Raw genomic sequence first — 15996 nt, forward strand, 5'->3', positions numbered from 1 at the left:
AGTATCGCCCGGTGCGGACGTTTCCGACAAAGTCATTTCGCAGGTGGGGACGGGTGGGGGCGGTTGAGGACAGGGGGAGAGTGGGTGGGGGTGAGGGTGGAGGGCGAGGGTGCGGTCCGGCGTTCGCCGGGCGGCAGCTGCGGCAGCACCGGTGAGCGAGGGTGGCGGACCGGGGCCGCCCGGGGCGACGGCCGCCGGTGGCCCCGGTGCCGTGCCTGTTCCCGCCGCCCGGCACGTGCAGGGCAAGATGGGCGGCATGGAACTCCGGATCTTCACCGAGCCCCAGCAGGGGGCCACCTACGACACCCTTCTCCGCGTCGCCCGGGCCGCCGAGGACCTCAACTACGGCGCCTTCTTCCGTTCCGACCACTACCTGCACATGGGCAGCACCGACGGGCTGCCCGGCCCGACGGACGCCTGGATCACCCTGGCCGGCCTGGCCCGGGAGACCACCCGCATCCGGCTGGGCACCCTGATGACGGCCGGCACCTTCCGCCTCCCCGGCGTACTCGCCATCCAGGTCGCCCAGGTCGACCAGATGTCGGGCGGCCGGATCGACTTCGGCCTGGGCTCCGGCTGGTACGAGGACGAGCACAAGGCGTACGGCATCCCCTTCCCCAAGGAAAAGTTCGGCCGCCTGGAGGAGCAGCTCGCGATCATCACCGGGCTGTGGAAGACGCCCACCGGCGAACGCTTCAGCTTCGACGGGAAGTTCTACCAGCTGACCGACTCGCCCGCGCTGCCGAAGCCGGCCCAGCCCAAGGTGCCGGTGCTCATCGGCGGGCACGGCGTCAAGCGCACCCCCGCGCTCGCCGCCGAGTACGCGGACGAATTCAACATCCCCTTCGCCTCGTTGGACGACACCGAGCAGCAGTTCAAGCGGGTACGGGCGGCCGCCGAGCAGCGCGGCCGCGACGCCGACGACCTCGTCTACTCCAACGCCCTGGTCGCCTGCGTCGGCAGGAACGACGCGGAGGTCAAGCGCCGCGCGGACGCCATCGGCCGCGAGGTCGAGGAACTGAAGGCCAACGGCCTGGCCGGCTCCCCCGCCGAGGTCGTCGAACGCCTCGGCCGCTTCCGGGCCGTGGGCTCGCAGCGGGTGTATCTCCAGATGCTGGATCTGACCGATCTCGATCAGCTGGAGCTGATTGCTTCCGAGGTTATGCCGCAGGTGGCATGACATTTTTTGGGGTCTGGTTCCGGGGCTGGTTCCGGGTCTGGGGCCCGGGGGCTCCCTGGGCTTCCGGGCTTCCGGGCTTTCGGGGACCTCACCCGGCGGGTACGTCCCCGCCCGGTCCCCAGGGGCCCGGGAGCCACTCCACGAGCAGCAGGGTTGCATCGTCGCGCAGCTCGTTGCCCTCGTCGCCGACGATGTAGTGGATCAGGCGGCGCAGCGTCTCGAAGGCCAGCTCGCCGCCCGCCGTCGCCCGGATGATCATGTCCGTGAAGCGTTCCAGGCCGAAGAGCCTGCCCTGCGAGTCGCGCGCCTCGGTTACGCCGTCGGTGTACAGCAGCACCCGGTCGCCGGGCTCCAGATCCGCCACATGGACGGTCCGGGGGTCCGGGGACAGCGCCCCGGGCAGGCCCAGCGGCAGCTGGCCGGGGCGCTCCAGCGCGTGGTCGAGGACGGTGTGCCGGCGGATGAGCAGCGGCGGCGGGTGGCCGCAGTTGATCCAGCGCAGCCGCCCGTCGTCCAGGTCCAGCTGGAGGAAGATACCGGTGGCGAACCGGTCGGGCAGCCACTCGAACAGCGCCTGGTCGACGGTGTCCACCGTCTCGCGCAGGTCCTCCCCGGCGCGCCGGCCGCTGCGGCAGCCCGCCAGGGCGACCGAGGTGGCCAGACCGGCGGCCAGGTCGTGGCCCATCGAGTCGATGATGGCGGCGTGCAGCGTGTTCTGCGTCATGGAGTGGTCGAACGCGTCGCCGCCCAGCTCGTACGCGGGCTCCAGCACCGCGGTGGACACCGCCTGCTCGTTGCCGATCGTGCGGGGCGGCAGGAAGGCCCGTACCATCTCGGCGGGCAGCCGCATCGGCTGCGTACGGGCCTGGCGTACGAACGTGTCGCTGTAGGCCCGCTTCGAGGTGATGATGGGGGCCAGCAGCGCCGCCAGCGAACGGCAGCGGCGCAGGCGCTCACTGTCCAGCAGTTCGGTGTGCGCCTCCATGACGCCCAGCCGCTCCACCCCGTCCACCAGCGGCAGCCACACCCGGATGCCGCCCTCGGGGCCTTCCACGTCCTCCACGCGCATGGCCAGGGTGCGGTACGTCCATCCGGCGTGCGAGCCGTCCACGGCGAGTGACGGCTGCCCGCTGCCCAGCGGGCACAGCTGCCGCTGCTGGATGTCGACCAGATAGAGGCTCACGTGCCGCAGGCCGAGGGCCGCGGCATGCTGGTTCACCAGGTCGGGCATGTCCGTCGGCGCCGCGCGCTGGGCGTGCTCCAGCAGCGCTTCGAGCCTTCCGTAGCCCTCGGCGCCCGGGTAGGCGTCCGCAAAGGCTTCCCCGGCCATGGCGCTCACCTCCTCCGGCAGTCTCGCACCGCGCCTGCGGGGTCGCCGGTCGGAGGATCACGGCGGGTGTCCGTTACGGCTGCCGGGACGGCGAGTGTCCGTTACGGCTGCCGGGTTCGCCACCGGTGGCCGGGCAGGAAGCGCACGTCGTACCGCCGGGGTACGGTCCCGAACTTCTCCTCTTCCGGTACGAGGGGCTCACGCGGCAGCCCGAGCTGCTCCGTCGGCGCGCCGAGGCTCTCGAAGAACCGCTCGAAGGTGCCGCCGGGTCCCGCCGCGACGCCGACGATCTGACTGTGGTGGCGCTCCATGCGGTAGGCGTGCGGGCAGTTCGCGGGCACGAAGCCGAAGTCGCCGGGCGTCAGCAGCTTCTCCTGCTGCTGCCCCTCGGTGTCCTCGGCGAACAGCCGGACCGCGCCCTGGGTGACGTAGAAGACCTCATACGTGTCGGAGTGCAGGTGGGCCGGGATCAAGTCGCCTTTCGGCCCCTCGCAGGTGAAGAAGTTGAACATGTTCCCGGTCTGCTCCCCGCCCGCGTAGACGGTGACCAGGTCGCCGAACAGGTGGGCGCGGTCCCCCTCGCCCTTCTCGATGAAGTACGGCTTGCCCGGCTCGGCGGGTATGCGCGAGGCCCGGCGGTACCGCGTGGCGTACTCGATGGTCACAAAACCTCCCAGGGGGAATCCGGCCACCGATCGTCAGGCAGCCTGACGATCGACGTGTCAGGTACCCTGACACGCGCCACTCCCTCCGGGCAAGCCCTCCGGTCCGCTGTCGCGAGGTCCGCCCTCCCCATCCATCCACCACTCTGCCGCGAGGACCCAGCCATGGACCCAGTTACGGACCCGGCTACAGACCTGGTTGTGCCGCCCCCGCCCCGCCGCAACCTCCCCCAGTTGCTCGGTGACGCGCGACGCTGGTTCGAGGAGGCGCTTCTGGCGGCCATGAACGCGGCCGGCGGCCCGCCGGTGACCTCCACCCAGGTCCAGCTCTTCGCCGTACTGGACGCAGAAGGCACCACCGTCGCCACGCTGGCCCGGCGGATGGGCGTGGCCCGGCAGACCGCGCATCAGGCCGTGCACGGCCTCGTCGCCGCGGGCCTGCTGGAACAGATTCCCGACCCCGCTTCGGCCCGGCAACGGCTGATCCGCCGTACCGCGAAAGGCGAAAGCGCCCACCGGCGAGCCGAATGCTTTCTTCAAGGTCTGGAACGCCAACTCGCCGAACGCATCGGCCACGAAGCGGTCAACACTCTCCGCAAAACCCTCGAAACCCCCTGGGGCCCGCCTCCGGTCCCATAAACGCACTTCGGGCCCACATCGCCCCAACACCGCGTCTCACTCTTTCGGCTCAACCGGCCCGTATCGCACACCCTCGACACCCTCCGCACGTTGATCGGTAAGTCGGAGTTACGACTTACCGAAAGAGGTATGACGTGCAATATCCCGCCACCCGCACAGCCGCCATCTCCACCACGGCGCTGACCCTGGCCAGCGCCCTCACCGTCACCGCCGCCTCCGCCCTGGAACACCAGGACCGCCACGCCGCCCCCAAGCGCCTCAACGCCTCCGCCCACTCCGGCTTCTTCGACGTCCTGACCCGGCAGACCACCGGCCTGAAGGCGAAGTTCACCGAACGCGACGGCACCCCGGTGGCGGGCCTGCCCGTCAAGTTCACCGTCTCCGGAGAAAAAACCCTCCTGTGCGAGGCCGCCACCGACACCAGCGGCTACGCCGAGTGCAAAACCCCCGCCCTCCCGCCCCTCCCGGCTTCCGCCGTAAAACTCCTCACCACCGGCTACGACGCCACCACTCATGACACGCCCCACTACGCCCCCACCACCACCCACAACACCATCGGCCTCATTGCCCCCTGAGGCCCGCCGCCTCAACTCCCAAACCGCACCCTCTCACCCGCCCCTCCTGCCCCCGCGCGCCCCAATTCCCCACCCAGCCCCCAGCCTCCCGGGCCACCGTCGCGGAATTTCGCTCTCTTCTCCTCTCCCCCGAACGAACGCAGCCCCCGAGAGCGAATCTCGGGGGCTTCTCCTATCGGGGCGCACCGCCCAGCTACGTCGAGGGATATAGCCGTTCGTTTTGCAGGGCGCAGAGCTGTCGGCCGTACTCCTGGGTGCTCAGATCCTGGATGCTCAGGTCCTGGATGCTCAGGTCCTGGATGCTCAGGTCCTGGATGCTCAGATGCGGGTACGGAATTCCCCGCCGATATGGCTCAGCCCGGCGTCTCCATCAGGGCGGTGACATAGGCGTCCAGCCGCTCCTCCACGACCCGCGTCGTCAGCTCTGTTCTGCCTGCCTTCCGCCATACCTGCGCCACCTCCCCCACCTCTTCCGAGGCGGCCAGCCCATCCCGCACCAGCCAGTACTTCCGCTCGCTCGCGTCCGCGGCCAGCGCTCCACCGGCCTCCTCGTACGCGTCGGCGAACCGCAGCCCCCACGCCGGTCCGTGCAGCAGCGCGAGAGTGGTCGCGCAGTGCGCCACATCGAGATCCGCCGGGCCCCAAGAAGTCGCCGCCCAGTCAACAACGCCGGAGATCCGGGCATCCGCCGCCCCCGTGGGCGGCACGTCGAACAGCACATTTCCGGGCTGGAAGTCCCGGTGCAGAAATCGCCCTTCATAGGGTGGCGCGGGCCTGCGGATCACGTCGATCGCCGCGGCCCATACCCCCTCGTCGGCCCCCTCCGGAACCACGACACTCTCGGGGGTCGTCAACGCCACATACTCCCGGGGCCGCTCGATGGGCCGCACCGCATGGATGGCGACGAGCTGACGGGCCAGCAGGGAAAGGCGCGTCTCCAAGCCCTCGTCGTCGAGGACCGTCCGGCCCTCCAGATGCGTCATCAGAAGCGACGGATACTCGCAATGCGCGGCGGCCGGATCAACCGCGACGAGCCCAGGAGCCGGCACACCGGTCCCCGCAAGCAGGTTCAGGGCGCCGGTCTCCCTACTCAACCAGTCCTCGGCGTACCCCACGTAGAACGGGTCGACAAAGGTCCGAAGCACCAGTTCACGGGTGCCCCCGTCTCGCGTGCCAATGGTCAGCCTCCGCATTTCGGCGGTAATTCCGCCATACAGAGCCTCGGCCCTGACGACCCGTTCACCAACCTCCAGGTGCCGACTCACCCAAGCCAACGCCAACGGCCGAACGTCCCCCACCTCGTCGTGGTCAGTCATCGTGCCACCTCATCATCCGGACATCAGCACGCGCAAAGAGCTTCCGTTGGGAGGGTGACGGCACCACTGAAGCGCTGCTCTGCTCCTCGCTCAGCCATCGCAGGCACTCGCATCGAGGCTTCGAAGCAGGGGGCGAAGCCGGGTGAGGCCGGGTGAGGCCGGGTTATTGACTGGCGTCACCGGCTCACCGCGAAGAAGACGAACAGGTACATCACCCAGCTCGGAGGGCGAACCCGATCCGGCACGGGCATCGTGCTTCCCACGGGGAATCTCCCCGCCCACATCGGCAACCCGGCATCCGGAAGAAACGGCACCCCGTACCCCCGGGCTCATGCCCACCACCGCCTACACCGCGTTCGTCGCCCCTGCCCCGGCGTACCTGAAAACCATCACCCCGGGTGTCTCGCCACCCACCTCTCCCGACCAGACAACGCGCTCAACGCGGCCACCGGAGATAGGTTCCGGCCGGCCGATCGGGCGCGGACAATGGCGGGCACTCCCTGAAGCCCCCACACCCCCACCCGACGCACATCCAAAACCCGCCTAGCGCACACCCACCCCACCCAGCCCCACCCGACACCCACCCACCACACACCCGAACCCGACCCACCACCCACCCAAAAACCCACCCAACCCCCGCTCACCCCCACCCGGCGCACAGCCGGCGCCCCCGAGGCGCCAGCACCGGCGCGTGCTCCGTCAGCCCATGTCGCGCTTCCGTACGGCGAGGTAATTCAGTATCCCGGTCACCCGGTCCCGGGACTCGTCGGCGACGTCCATGGCTTCCACGCAGGTCCAGTACATCCCTTCCTCGTCCGCCGCGCAGACCACTCCCACCAACGCCTCGCACACCTCGCCGAGCAGCCAGGACAGGCCCCGCAGCGCCGCCTGGGTGTCCCGTACCTCGGACAGCTGGGCCGCCCGCGGCCCGCCGGTCCGCGGTGCCGGGATCAGCAGGGCCGCGCTCGTCCTCCCTCCCGCATCACCCAATCCCCGCGCCCGGGACCGCACTTCGTGCGGCCCGGATATCGCGAGATGGCTGCCCACTGCCTCGGCCAGGACCTGCGCCTGCCACGCTTCGACGACGATCTCCTCGACCGTCCGCGCCTGCGCCAGTCCGCGCCGACTGGCCGCGATGATGCGCACCGCGTCCATCCGCGCCCCCTCCCTCAGACCACGTCAGCTTCGCCGCATCTACCTGCCACTACCCAGCGTGAACTTCAAAGGCCCAAAAGGCCAGAGGAATTCGCAAATCTGTGGACAACCAAGACGATGTGGAAAGATCCTTCACTCCATAGAGTGACGATTGGCTCGTTCGGTCCCCTTCACCGGGAAGCGTGTCTCGTTGCGCTCGATCTTCGCGGCCAGCGCCCGCAGCACATCGATGTCCAGGACGTCGCAGAACTGCAGCAGGTAGGCCAGCACATCGGCGACCTCGTCCTCGACCCGGCCGGCCGTCGTCGCGTCGGTCATGACCTTCGCCGACTCCTCCGGCGTCAACCACTGGAAAATCTCGACAAGTTCGGAGGCTTCGACGCTGAGCGCCGCCGCCAGGTTCTTCGGGGTGTGGTACTGGCCCCAGTCCCGGGCGGCCGCGAAGTCCGCCAGCCGCCGCTGCAACGCATGAAGATCTTCACTCATACTCCTAGGTGTAGCACCTGCACCCCGGGCAGCCCGTCGGCGACCGCCGCGTCCCGTACCGTCGCCAGCAGCCGGACGTGCCCCCGCCCCACCATCCGCACGGCGAGCTCCAGCAACGCGCGCGTCTGCCGGTCATCAAGGCTCCGGTCCATTCCGTCCGCCATCAGCCCCAGCACCTGGCGGGCGGACAGCACCTCGCCCACCGGATCCATCGCCAGCACCTCCGGCCCCGTCAGGAGCACCAGCGCGAGCGCGACGTAACGCAGTTCCCCGTCCCCGAGCTGTTCCAGCGGCATCGCCGGCAGAGCGCCGCGCTCGACCAGCGCCCGCATGCCGACCTTCCCCGCGAGCTCCACCGGTTCGGCCCGCAGCCCCTCGACCGGCCCGGCACAACCGTCGCGCACCGCCTCGACCAGTACGGCATGCCGCCGTGCGCACTCCCGGCTCGTCCGCCCCAGCACGGCGGGGAGGTTGTCGCACGCCGTACGCAGTCGCCCGTCGCCGGCGGACCACCCCCAGCTCCCCTGCGAGGTACCCCCGTCATCCGCCATCCCGTCGCCACCGGCCGCAACTGCGAACCCTCCCGACAGAGCCCCCTCAACTCGCACACCAGCCCCCGTACCACCCCCGGCCTCACCAGTCCCCCCGGTGCCACCGCCCCCCGTACGACCACCCCCGCGACCACCGGCCGCACGAGAACCACCCCCACGACCACCGCCCCCGGAGCCACCTCCACCACCATTTCCAGCCCCTCCCCCGGAACCACCCCCGTTCCCGGAACCACCCGCCTCCGCACCACCCCCCGCACCCGCGCCTCCCCCAGGCCCGGCCCCGCGCATCACCTCCGGTCGTGGATCGCACGCGAACACCGACCGGAGCGCCACCACCATCTGCTCCGCCGCCGCCAGCACCAGCCGCTGCCCCGCCGTCTTGCCCGCGACGCGCAACGGCAGCAGTGCCGTACCGAGCCGGTCGTCGGGCAGCGGCGCGCGCGTCACCGGCGTCGACCCGGCCGTGTACCAGGCGGCCTGGACCGCACGCCGGGCAGGGTCCGTCAACGCCGTGGACAGGAGGGTCTCGCCGCCACCGGTCAGCCGCTCGCCGACGATGCGCAGCTCCGGCTCGGCCTGTACGGCGACATCGAGCCGGACGGGGCCGACCGGCCCGTCGACCGTGCAGCCGATACGGAACCCGCGTCTCCCCTGCTCATCGGGGCGCGCCCACGCCGGTACGCAGCCGGCCGCGCCGCCGGGGGCCACCCCCACGGCCCAGCCGAGCCGGGCGCCGCTGCCGAGCCGCGCGAGGATCTCGTACGCCTGGAGCACGCTGGACTTGCCGCTGCCGCTGGGGCCGGTCAGCAGCGTCAGCGGGCCCAGCGGGACGGTCGCACCGCGATGCGACTTGAAGGCGGACAGACGTAATTCGGTGACCGCCGGACGCACACTTTCCGTGTCCATACGAGGACGCTAGGCAACCGGCGCACGCAAAACCGTTACGGCTGGGAAGCCTTCCTACGATCGGGGTACGGCACCGGCCGGCGGCTCGGCCACCTCGGTACCGACGGGCGTCAGCAGGAAGACGTTGGTGTCGACCCGGTGCATGCCGCTGGCGAGCCCGAAGACGACTCCGCTGGAGAAGTCCAGGATGCGTTTGGCCACGTCGGCGTCGGCGCTGCTGAGGTCGAGCAGCACCGGGATCTGCGCCATCAGGTACTCGGCGACCTCGCGCGCGTCGGCGAAGGTCTGCACCCGGATGACGACGAACCGCCGCATCTCCTCGCCCGGTTCCTCCTCGGGCAGGGCACGGTGGTCGGGCCATGAAGGCCATTCACTGCCGCTGCGAAGGGGAACGACCTCGGCGAGCCCTTCCCACTGTTCGTCGGTGGCGTCGGGCCGGTTCACCGAATCACCTCTCCCGGAGGGGCACTGAACAACTTCGGTATCTGCATCGCGCAATTGTAGGGATACCCGCATATACGTCTTCGGGTGCGACACACGGATGGCGTCACTTGCTCCCTCCATCCTGCACCATGGCCACTGAGCAGTGGCGTCACCCTGGGCATATATCCTGCGTCGAGTTCCCGTGTTCCTGTTCACCCCATCTGTCACGGAGGTCGGTTCCGCCATGAGCACTGATCCTCCCGGCCGCGGGCTGCGCGCCTTGCGCGGTCTGCGCAAGCCCGCGAAGAAGCGGACCGCGTCCACCACCCCGCCGGCGGACGCCGCGCCGGACGCTCCGGCTCCGGATACCGGTTCCGCATCCGTCGGCAGTGTCATCAACGCCACGCTTTACCGCGACGGCTATCGCCTCAGTACCCACGAAACTCTCGCCGACACCTTCCGTAACCTGCGCACCACTGCCGGTTCCATGGCCTGGATCGGCCTGCACCGGCCGTCGTCCTCCGAATTGGTCACCCTCGCCTCGGAATTCGACCTTCACCCGCTGGCGGTCGAAGACGCGCTGGAGGCCCATCAACGGCCGAAACTGGAGCGTTACGGCGAGACGCTCTTCGTCGTCCTGCGTGCCGCCCGTTACCTCGACGATCCCGAAGAGGTCGACTTCGGTGAGCTGCACGTCTTCGTGGGCCCCGATTTCGTCATCACCGTACGCCACGGCGGCGCCCCCGACCTGCCTTCCGTGCGCCGCCGCATGGAGGCCACCCCGGAACTGCTCAAGCGCGGCCCCGAGGCGGTCCTGTACGCGATCCTCGACGCGGTCGTCGACGATTTCGCGCCGGTGGTCGCCGGTGTCCAGAACGACATCGACGAGATCGAGACGGAGGTCTTCGGCGGCGATCCGCGGGTCTCCCGCCGTATCTACGAGCTCTCCCGCGAGGTCGTGGAATTCCAGCGCGCCACCCGCCCGCTGAACGGCATGCTGGAAAGCCTCACCGCCGGCTTCGAGAAATACGGCATCGACGAAGAACTCCGCCGCTACCTCCGCGACGTCGCCGACCACGCCACCCACACCACCGAACGCGTCGACGGCTTCCGCCAGGCCCTCCAGGACATCCTCACCGTCAACGCCACCCTGGTGAACCAGCAACAGAACGCCGAGATGCGAGCCCTGGCGGAAGCCGGCTTCGAACAGAACGAGGAGATCAAGAAGATCTCCTCGTGGGCGGCCATCCTCTTCGCCCCCACCCTGGTCGGCACCATCTACGGCATGAACTTCGATCACATGCCGGAGTTGCACTGGGCACTCGGCTACCCCTTCGCCATCGTCCTGATGGCGATCGTATGTACTGGTTTGTACGTCATCTTCAAGCGCCGGGATTGGCTCTGAGTAATCGGCGTCAGCACAAGCGCGCTGCGGGTCGAACACCGCAGCGGGGTGCGCGCGGCGCGCCCCCTTCAGGCCGCTGGGGAGAATCCGGGGAGAATGAGCTCGGCCGGTCTCCGGCCGAGACAGCCGTGGATCGCCACTCACCAGATCACATCCAGCCCGGCGACGAACGCCCTACGTCACCAAGAGTGATGACCGAACCGAAAGGACAGCATGGTAGGGCTCGAATGACCGAGCCAACGTGCCAGCGTGACCATGGACCCGCCGGCTTCGAGAACAATCGAGGCATAGGTATGCCGAAGGACGTGGAAGCCGTCCTTCCGGGAAACCCGCCACCGTCCGCCCTTTTCCCGCACGGGGATGACACCGGCCGCAGCCAGAGTTGGCTTCCAGACCTCGACGTTGAAGATGTCGGCGCGTACAGCGTTACCGTAAGTCGTGGTCAACATCAGGGGGAACGTCTTCGCCTCCCGCTCGGGCTCGGGGCCCTCCCCAGGGCAACTCGATTTCGAAGGGACAGGATGCTCTGCGAAGTGCTCGGCCGGCTCGGAAGCAACCGACTGAGGCATATCCGCAATCCGGGTCTTGCCGCCCTTGGGCAAGGTGAAGTACCCATCAGCCGCGCCAGGGCCGCAAGACACGAAGCCCGGGGCAGTCAGCAGAGCTGCACCTGGGAAATGACAGGGAATGCGGGGATGGGTGACGCAACTCAGGCCGGTGCGCCGTCCGCCCCGGACACATACAAACGATCAGGACGTGGGGGATCGCGGACGACTACTCGGCCTGGGAGGTAAGTTGTCACCTCGAAACACGGCGTCGGGTCCCCGGAACGGGCACCGACGGAACCCGAACAGGGTGGAGACCCCTCGGCGTCCGTGCAACGCGGCAACTCACGCACCCACCCGCGCCCCGCCGAACCCGCTCCGCCGAAGGCCCGCGCTGAGCGCCCCGGCCTTCGGCGGAGCGGTAGCCCTCGGCTCGGAGGCCGCCGACCGCACGGGATGTCACGTGTTTCTCTCGTCCGGGAACCTCATTGTCGAACTGGTCGCTGACGGTTGGCCCGAGGCCGGCGCAGAGGGCCTCACCGAGGCGGTTGGGCCCAGCTGCCGGGGCATGAACAGCCACCTGCCCGACGGAGTACCGGCCGCGCTGGGTCGCCCGCCCCCGAGCCGGCCAGGCGTCGGCGGCCACAGGAGGCCGCCCCGTACGCGCGGGGACCGCGTCCCCGGCCATCGCCCCGCGGCCGACCGCGGTCACTTCACCCCGAGCTGGGCGAAGAGTTCCGCCCGGGCACGCTCCGACTGGTCGAACACCCCACGGAAAATGGATGACGACATCGTCGAAGGCGTACGGATACCGCGCATGGTCATGCAGAGATGTTCACCCCGCCCCATCACGGCCAAGTCATTCGTCCCGGTGATGTCGGAGATCTCGTCTGCGATGTCGACCACGAGTCGTTCCTGTACCTGCAATTTGTGTGCGTGCTTGTGCGCGATACGGGCGAACTTCGAGAGTCCGAGCAGTACCCCGCCGGACTTGTAGGCCACAGTCAGGTCACAGCTGAACGGAAGCAAGTGGTGTTCGCACAACGACCAGACGGTCATGCCCGAGACCATGACCGTCTGGCCCAGGGTACTGCTCTCGAACAGGGTATCCACCTTTCCGGCGTCGTACTCCACGAACTCCTTCCACCATTTGGCATAACGTCGCGGAGTCTCGCGGAGTCCTTCGCGGGTGGGGTCCTCCCCGATTTCGATCAGAATCTGCCGGGCCAGCTCTTCGAGCCGGACGGCGTCGACGGATACGTCGACCGCTTCCTGCCTTTCCCAGGCGGCTTTCACCATCACACACCCCTGCGGTTCCCCCACGCCTGCACATGGATACGGGTCGACATGTTCCACCGCCGGGCGACGACGGCGTCGGCGAGCGACGACATATGGCGGGTCAGCGTCTCCTGGTCCTGCCCCTCCGGCATGATCCAGACGGATTCCAGGCCGTGGCGCGCGACAATGGCGTCGACCTCTTCGAGATCAGCCGGGCCACGGCAGACGAACTTGAAAGCCGCGCCACCGGTGGCGTTCAGGGCCCGCAACGCGACCGGTACCACCGTCCGTTCCGGCCCCATACCGCTGTGCCGCAATTTGGGCGAGACGTTGAAGCGGGCTTGCGTCGCCGTCAATGCGGGCGATGGCGCGATGGTCCCGTTGGTTTCGATCTCGACGGATACCCCGCTCTCCTTCAGCATGTGGCACAGGAGCGTCACGGTCTGCTGCTGCTGGAGTGGTTCACCACCGGAGATGACGACCAGCCGGACATCCATGGCCCTGAGCCGGTCCGCCACATCGACGACGTGCATGGCGTGCAATTCGGCCTTCGGATCGTACGCCGTGCCCTCGTTGCTCTGCCCGGTCCAGTCCCAGGTGTACGGCGTATCGCACCAGGTACAGGTCAGATTGCAGCCGCCGAGCCGGACGAAGGAACAGATGCGTCCCATGGAGGGGCCCTCGCCCTGAATCGTCGGGCCGAAGATTTCATTGACGACGATCTTCCGGCCGCGTGTCGTCTCCTGCCGGCTCATCGCACCGTTCTTACTTCCCACGGTAGGTGGCCCAGGTCCGGGGCGTTTCCGATACCCGTACACAGCTCAGTTCCGGCAGCCGCTCGACCCACTGGTGATAGACCCACCAGGCCAGATTCTCTGCGGACGGGTTCATTCCGGGGACGGCGTCGTTGAGGTGTCGATGGTCGAAGGTCGCGTCGAGCCAGTGCTTGAACTCGTCGAGTTCCCCGTAGTCGCGTACGAAACCGGGCTCGGTGAGTTCCGTGTCGTCGCAGCGGAGTTCGAGAACCACCAGGTAGTTGTGGCCGTGCGTTCTGGCGCACTGGTGTCCTGCCGGCAGGGCGCCGAGCTGGTGGCTTGCGGAGAAGTGAAATTCCTTGGTGATCGCATACATGGGTGCAACTCCGTCCGTTCTGGTCTCTCGATACTCGTCAGGCCGTTTCGGCCGGCATGGGCTCGGCTTCTCCTGGTCTTCCCGGTTCGCCGGAAGCGGAGTTCACCTCTGATATCGGGTCGGGTCGGGTAGGTCCGCTTCGGCGAACGCGTTGCGGCGGTCGTGGCAGGACGCGCAGCTTCCGCAGTGGAACCGCTCGCCCTTGAAGCACGTCCAAGTCTCGCGCCAGTCGACGCCGAGCTCCGTGCCCAGGAGCAGAACGTCGGCCTTGCGCAGGGTGATCAGCGGGGCGGTCACACGGGGTGGTGGATCAGCGAGCCCTTCCAGGGCTCGGGCTTCCATCGCGTTGAACGCCGTCAGAAACGCGGGCGAGGTGTCCGGCGCGGTGGCCGCGTCCTCGGCGAGGAACCCGAGACACATTTCCTGCGCTCCGGCCAGTACGGCATGGGCGTAGGCGACCGTCATGAAGACCGGGTTGCGGTTCGGGACGACATTGACGCTTCCGGTACGGGTGTAATGCTCGTCGGGAACCGTGACATCGGCGTCCGTCAGGGAGAAGCCACGCATCAGCCGGGAATAGCCGCCGAGATCGGCGACGGTCAGGTCGATGTTCAGCTTTCCGGCGGCCCGCCCCGCGTACTCCAGTTCCTTGCGGTGGCGCTGGCCGTAGTCGATCGCGATGGCGGATATTTCTCTTCCCTCGGCCTTGCAGGCGTGGGCGAGCACGACGGAGTCGATGCCGCCGGACAGGACGACCAGCGTCTTGGCCGACGTCATCGGCCTTTCCTTTTCCGTTCGTGTCCGTACGTCGCTCTTTCCCGCGGGGGTGTCTTCCGCAGGCCGAGCAGCGTGGGCAGGGCGCACCGCCGCGGAGCAATCTGGTTGCTCGCGGCCACCCCGGGGCGGGGCCTGGTGAGGATGTCGCTGCGGAAGTCAAGCATCAGAAGGCCCGCCCGCTTCCCGGTCGATATCGAGTTGTACGAGATCGCGCAAGTGGTACATTCGCTCACGGACTTGGGCCACGGTGTCACCGGACACCCACGCGCCCAGCGGGATATTGGTCGTACTGTCCGTGGTGGGGACCCAGTCACCGGGGGCATAGGCGACCAGTATCTTTTCGACACCCGGGCCCGCGGAGAACGCGTCCAGCCCCTTGATCTCCCGCAGGACTCCCGGGGCGCCCTCGTTGCGAACGGCGATCGCGCCGAAGGCCGCGTCGAACGCGATGTGCTGCCCCAGCGCTTCCGGGCGCCGGGCGGTACGGCAGTCGATATCGGCGTAGTAGGGGTTGAAGTCGCTGTGTGCCAGCCACATTTCCGTGACGGGACCGCCGGCCAGGCGTGCGGCGACCTCGATCAGGTATACGCCGTCCGCGTTGCACTTCACCTCGGTGTGCCCGGGGCCGATACGTACGCCGAAGACATCCAGAACCTCGTGCGTAAAGGCGGCCACCCGGTCCCAGTCCGGGTCCTCGCGGTTGATCTGGACGTTGTTCCAGTAGGGGAAGTCGTAGTCCGAGTCGTCGGGCTGGGAGTAGAACCACATGTCGATGATCTGGTGCTGCCCGTCGTAACTCATGGTGTTCACGGCGATCTCCCGGCCGCGGATGTACTGTTCCACCAGCCACTTGCGGACCGGCTCACGGAAGTGGTCGAACTTCACCAGGCGGTCCAGGCCGGCCAGCGCCGCATCGTCGGCAAGCAGCACGGCGCCGTGGGACCCGCCCCCGTAGGTGTGTTTCACGATGGCGGGGAAGCCGACCTCGTGCGCGGCGGCGGGGATGTCCGCGATCGATGTGACCAACCGGTACCGGGGGATGCGCAGCCCCGCCTGTCCGGCCACCCGGCGCATCGCGTCCTTGTGGTTCCTGGCATGGGCCAGTTCCACGCAGTTGCCGGGGAGGCGGAGCGTGTGGGCCAGACGGTCGGCGAGGTCGACGGACGCATCGCTGCCGGAGAGCACCGCGCGGATGTCGTCCCGATACGGCTCCAGTTCATTCAGCATCCCATCGAAGTCCCGGCTGTAGAGGGAGACATCGTCACCATCGGCATGGCGGGGCCAGCGTTCTTCCAGCAACTCCTCACTGAAGGAGTAGAGCGAAATGAGCCGGTGTCCTCTGGCCTGGACCGCCCGTTTGTAATGGAGGCCGAACTTCACCGGGTTGAGGACGACGATGCTGGACATGGGGAGTCAACCTCCGTCGTTTCGAACAGCGATGACAAGACACCGGGCCCCCGGGCGTGCAAGCTCCGCGGGGCAGGGGGACGCTCGTTACGTCATCCGGCGGTCGCCGCGCCCGGGCGGGCGTGCGCAGCGGGCTGTGAGGCAGCAGGTGGCGAGCCGCTTCGGGCCGAGGCGCACCGCACGCGGTTTCTTCCGGGTGGCAAGTGTGGGAGGCGAGGACGGAATGCCGC

17 protein-coding genes are annotated in these 15996 nt (G+C 68.5%); 4 read left to right on the top strand and 13 right to left on the bottom strand.

Going from position 1 to position 15996, the window contains the following annotated elements:
- Positions 1-256: 256 nt before the first annotated feature.
- Positions 257-1180 carry an LLM class F420-dependent oxidoreductase gene (locus CP984_RS09045; protein WP_003980842.1) on the top strand — a complete coding sequence of 308 codons (924 nt, stop codon included), beginning with the start codon at positions 257-259 and terminating at the stop codon, positions 1178-1180.
- Between the two features lie 88 nt (positions 1181-1268).
- Here the strand turns inward: CP984_RS09045 and CP984_RS09050 are convergent, their stop codons facing one another.
- Together CP984_RS09050 and CP984_RS09055 are read right to left on the bottom strand one after the other, a co-directional pair.
- Positions 1269-2510, bottom strand: a complete 1242-nt coding sequence (locus tag CP984_RS09050) for a PP2C family protein-serine/threonine phosphatase (protein WP_003980843.1) — start codon at positions 2508-2510, stop codon at positions 1269-1271.
- A 101-nt stretch (positions 2511-2611) separates the two neighbouring features.
- Positions 2612-3175 carry a quercetin 2,3-dioxygenase gene (locus tag CP984_RS09055; RefSeq protein WP_003980844.1) on the bottom strand — a complete coding sequence of 188 codons (564 nt, stop codon included), beginning with the start codon at positions 3173-3175 and terminating at the stop codon, positions 2612-2614.
- Positions 3176-3337: 162 nt separating this feature from the next.
- On the opposite strand from CP984_RS09055, the gene CP984_RS09060 reads away from it, so the two are divergent.
- Together CP984_RS09060 and CP984_RS09065 are read left to right on the top strand one after the other, a co-directional pair.
- Positions 3338-3811 carry a MarR family winged helix-turn-helix transcriptional regulator gene (locus CP984_RS09060; protein ID WP_043979495.1) on the top strand — a complete coding sequence of 158 codons (474 nt, stop codon included), beginning with the start codon at positions 3338-3340 and terminating at the stop codon, positions 3809-3811.
- Positions 3812-3945: 134 nt separating this feature from the next.
- Positions 3946-4386 carry a hypothetical protein gene (locus CP984_RS09065; RefSeq protein WP_003980846.1) on the top strand — a complete coding sequence of 147 codons (441 nt, stop codon included), beginning with the start codon at positions 3946-3948 and terminating at the stop codon, positions 4384-4386.
- A 353-nt stretch (positions 4387-4739) separates the two neighbouring features.
- Here CP984_RS09065 and CP984_RS09070 read toward each other — a convergent pair whose 3' ends face one another.
- The 5 genes from CP984_RS09070 to CP984_RS09090 all read right to left on the bottom strand — a co-directional run bounded on the left by CP984_RS09070 (position 4740) and on the right by CP984_RS09090 (position 9244).
- Entirely contained in the window at positions 4740-5702 is a 963-nt protein-coding gene (locus tag CP984_RS09070) for a phosphotransferase family protein (protein WP_003980847.1), read from the bottom strand.
- Positions 5703-6401: 699 nt separating this feature from the next.
- Positions 6402-6857: a DUF6099 family protein gene (locus CP984_RS09075; protein ID WP_003980848.1), complete on the bottom strand. Its 456-nt coding sequence runs from the start codon at positions 6855-6857 to the stop codon at positions 6402-6404.
- A 132-nt stretch (positions 6858-6989) separates the two neighbouring features.
- The gene (locus CP984_RS09080; RefSeq protein ID WP_030181851.1) at positions 6990-7343 is read right to left on the bottom strand and encodes a nucleotide pyrophosphohydrolase; all 354 of its coding nucleotides are present in this window, start codon (positions 7341-7343) and stop codon (positions 6990-6992) included.
- Positions 7340-8800 (bottom strand): ATP-binding protein, encoded by a 1461-nt coding sequence (locus tag CP984_RS41980; RefSeq protein ID WP_003980850.1) that lies wholly within the window; start codon positions 8798-8800, stop codon positions 7340-7342. The genes CP984_RS09080 and CP984_RS41980 overlap by 4 nt, the downstream gene beginning before the upstream one ends.
- Positions 8801-8854: 54 nt before the next feature.
- Entirely contained in the window at positions 8855-9244 is a 390-nt protein-coding gene (locus CP984_RS09090; protein ID WP_003980851.1) for a cell division protein SepF, read from the bottom strand.
- Positions 9245-9467: 223 nt separating this feature from the next.
- On the opposite strand from CP984_RS09090, the gene CP984_RS09095 reads away from it, so the two are divergent.
- Entirely contained in the window at positions 9468-10628 is a 1161-nt protein-coding gene (locus tag CP984_RS09095; protein WP_003980852.1) for a magnesium and cobalt transport protein CorA, read from the top strand.
- Positions 10629-10807: 179 nt separating this feature from the next.
- Here CP984_RS09095 and CP984_RS41220 read toward each other — a convergent pair whose 3' ends face one another.
- The 6 genes from CP984_RS41220 to CP984_RS09125 all read right to left on the bottom strand — a co-directional run bounded on the left by CP984_RS41220 (position 10808) and on the right by CP984_RS09125 (position 15766).
- Positions 10808-11077: a site-specific integrase gene (locus CP984_RS41220; RefSeq protein WP_176564537.1), complete on the bottom strand. Its 270-nt coding sequence runs from the start codon at positions 11075-11077 to the stop codon at positions 10808-10810.
- A gap of 804 nt (positions 11078-11881) precedes the next feature.
- The gene (folE, locus tag CP984_RS09105) at positions 11882-12472 is read right to left on the bottom strand and encodes a GTP cyclohydrolase I (protein ID WP_003980853.1); all 591 of its coding nucleotides are present in this window, start codon (positions 12470-12472) and stop codon (positions 11882-11884) included.
- The gene (locus CP984_RS09110) at positions 12472-13206 is read right to left on the bottom strand and encodes a 7-carboxy-7-deazaguanine synthase QueE (RefSeq protein ID WP_003980854.1); all 735 of its coding nucleotides are present in this window, start codon (positions 13204-13206) and stop codon (positions 12472-12474) included. Before CP984_RS09110 ends, folE begins: the two co-directional genes overlap by 1 nt.
- A gap of 10 nt (positions 13207-13216) precedes the next feature.
- Complete coding sequence (locus tag CP984_RS09115; RefSeq protein ID WP_003980855.1) at positions 13217-13582, bottom strand: 6-pyruvoyl trahydropterin synthase family protein; 366 nt, start codon at positions 13580-13582, stop codon at positions 13217-13219.
- Positions 13583-13684: 102 nt separating this feature from the next.
- Entirely contained in the window at positions 13685-14359 is a 675-nt protein-coding gene (locus tag CP984_RS09120; protein ID WP_003980856.1) for a 7-cyano-7-deazaguanine synthase, read from the bottom strand.
- Between the two features lie 156 nt (positions 14360-14515).
- A complete protein-coding gene (locus CP984_RS09125) occupies positions 14516-15766 on the bottom strand; it encodes an ATP-grasp domain-containing protein (RefSeq protein WP_003980857.1) in 1251 nt (416 codons plus the stop codon).
- Between the last annotated feature and the right edge of the window lie 230 nt (positions 15767-15996).

This window comes from Streptomyces rimosus (assembly GCF_008704655.1).
Taxonomy (GTDB): Bacteria; Actinomycetota; Actinomycetes; order Streptomycetales; family Streptomycetaceae; genus Streptomyces; species Streptomyces rimosus.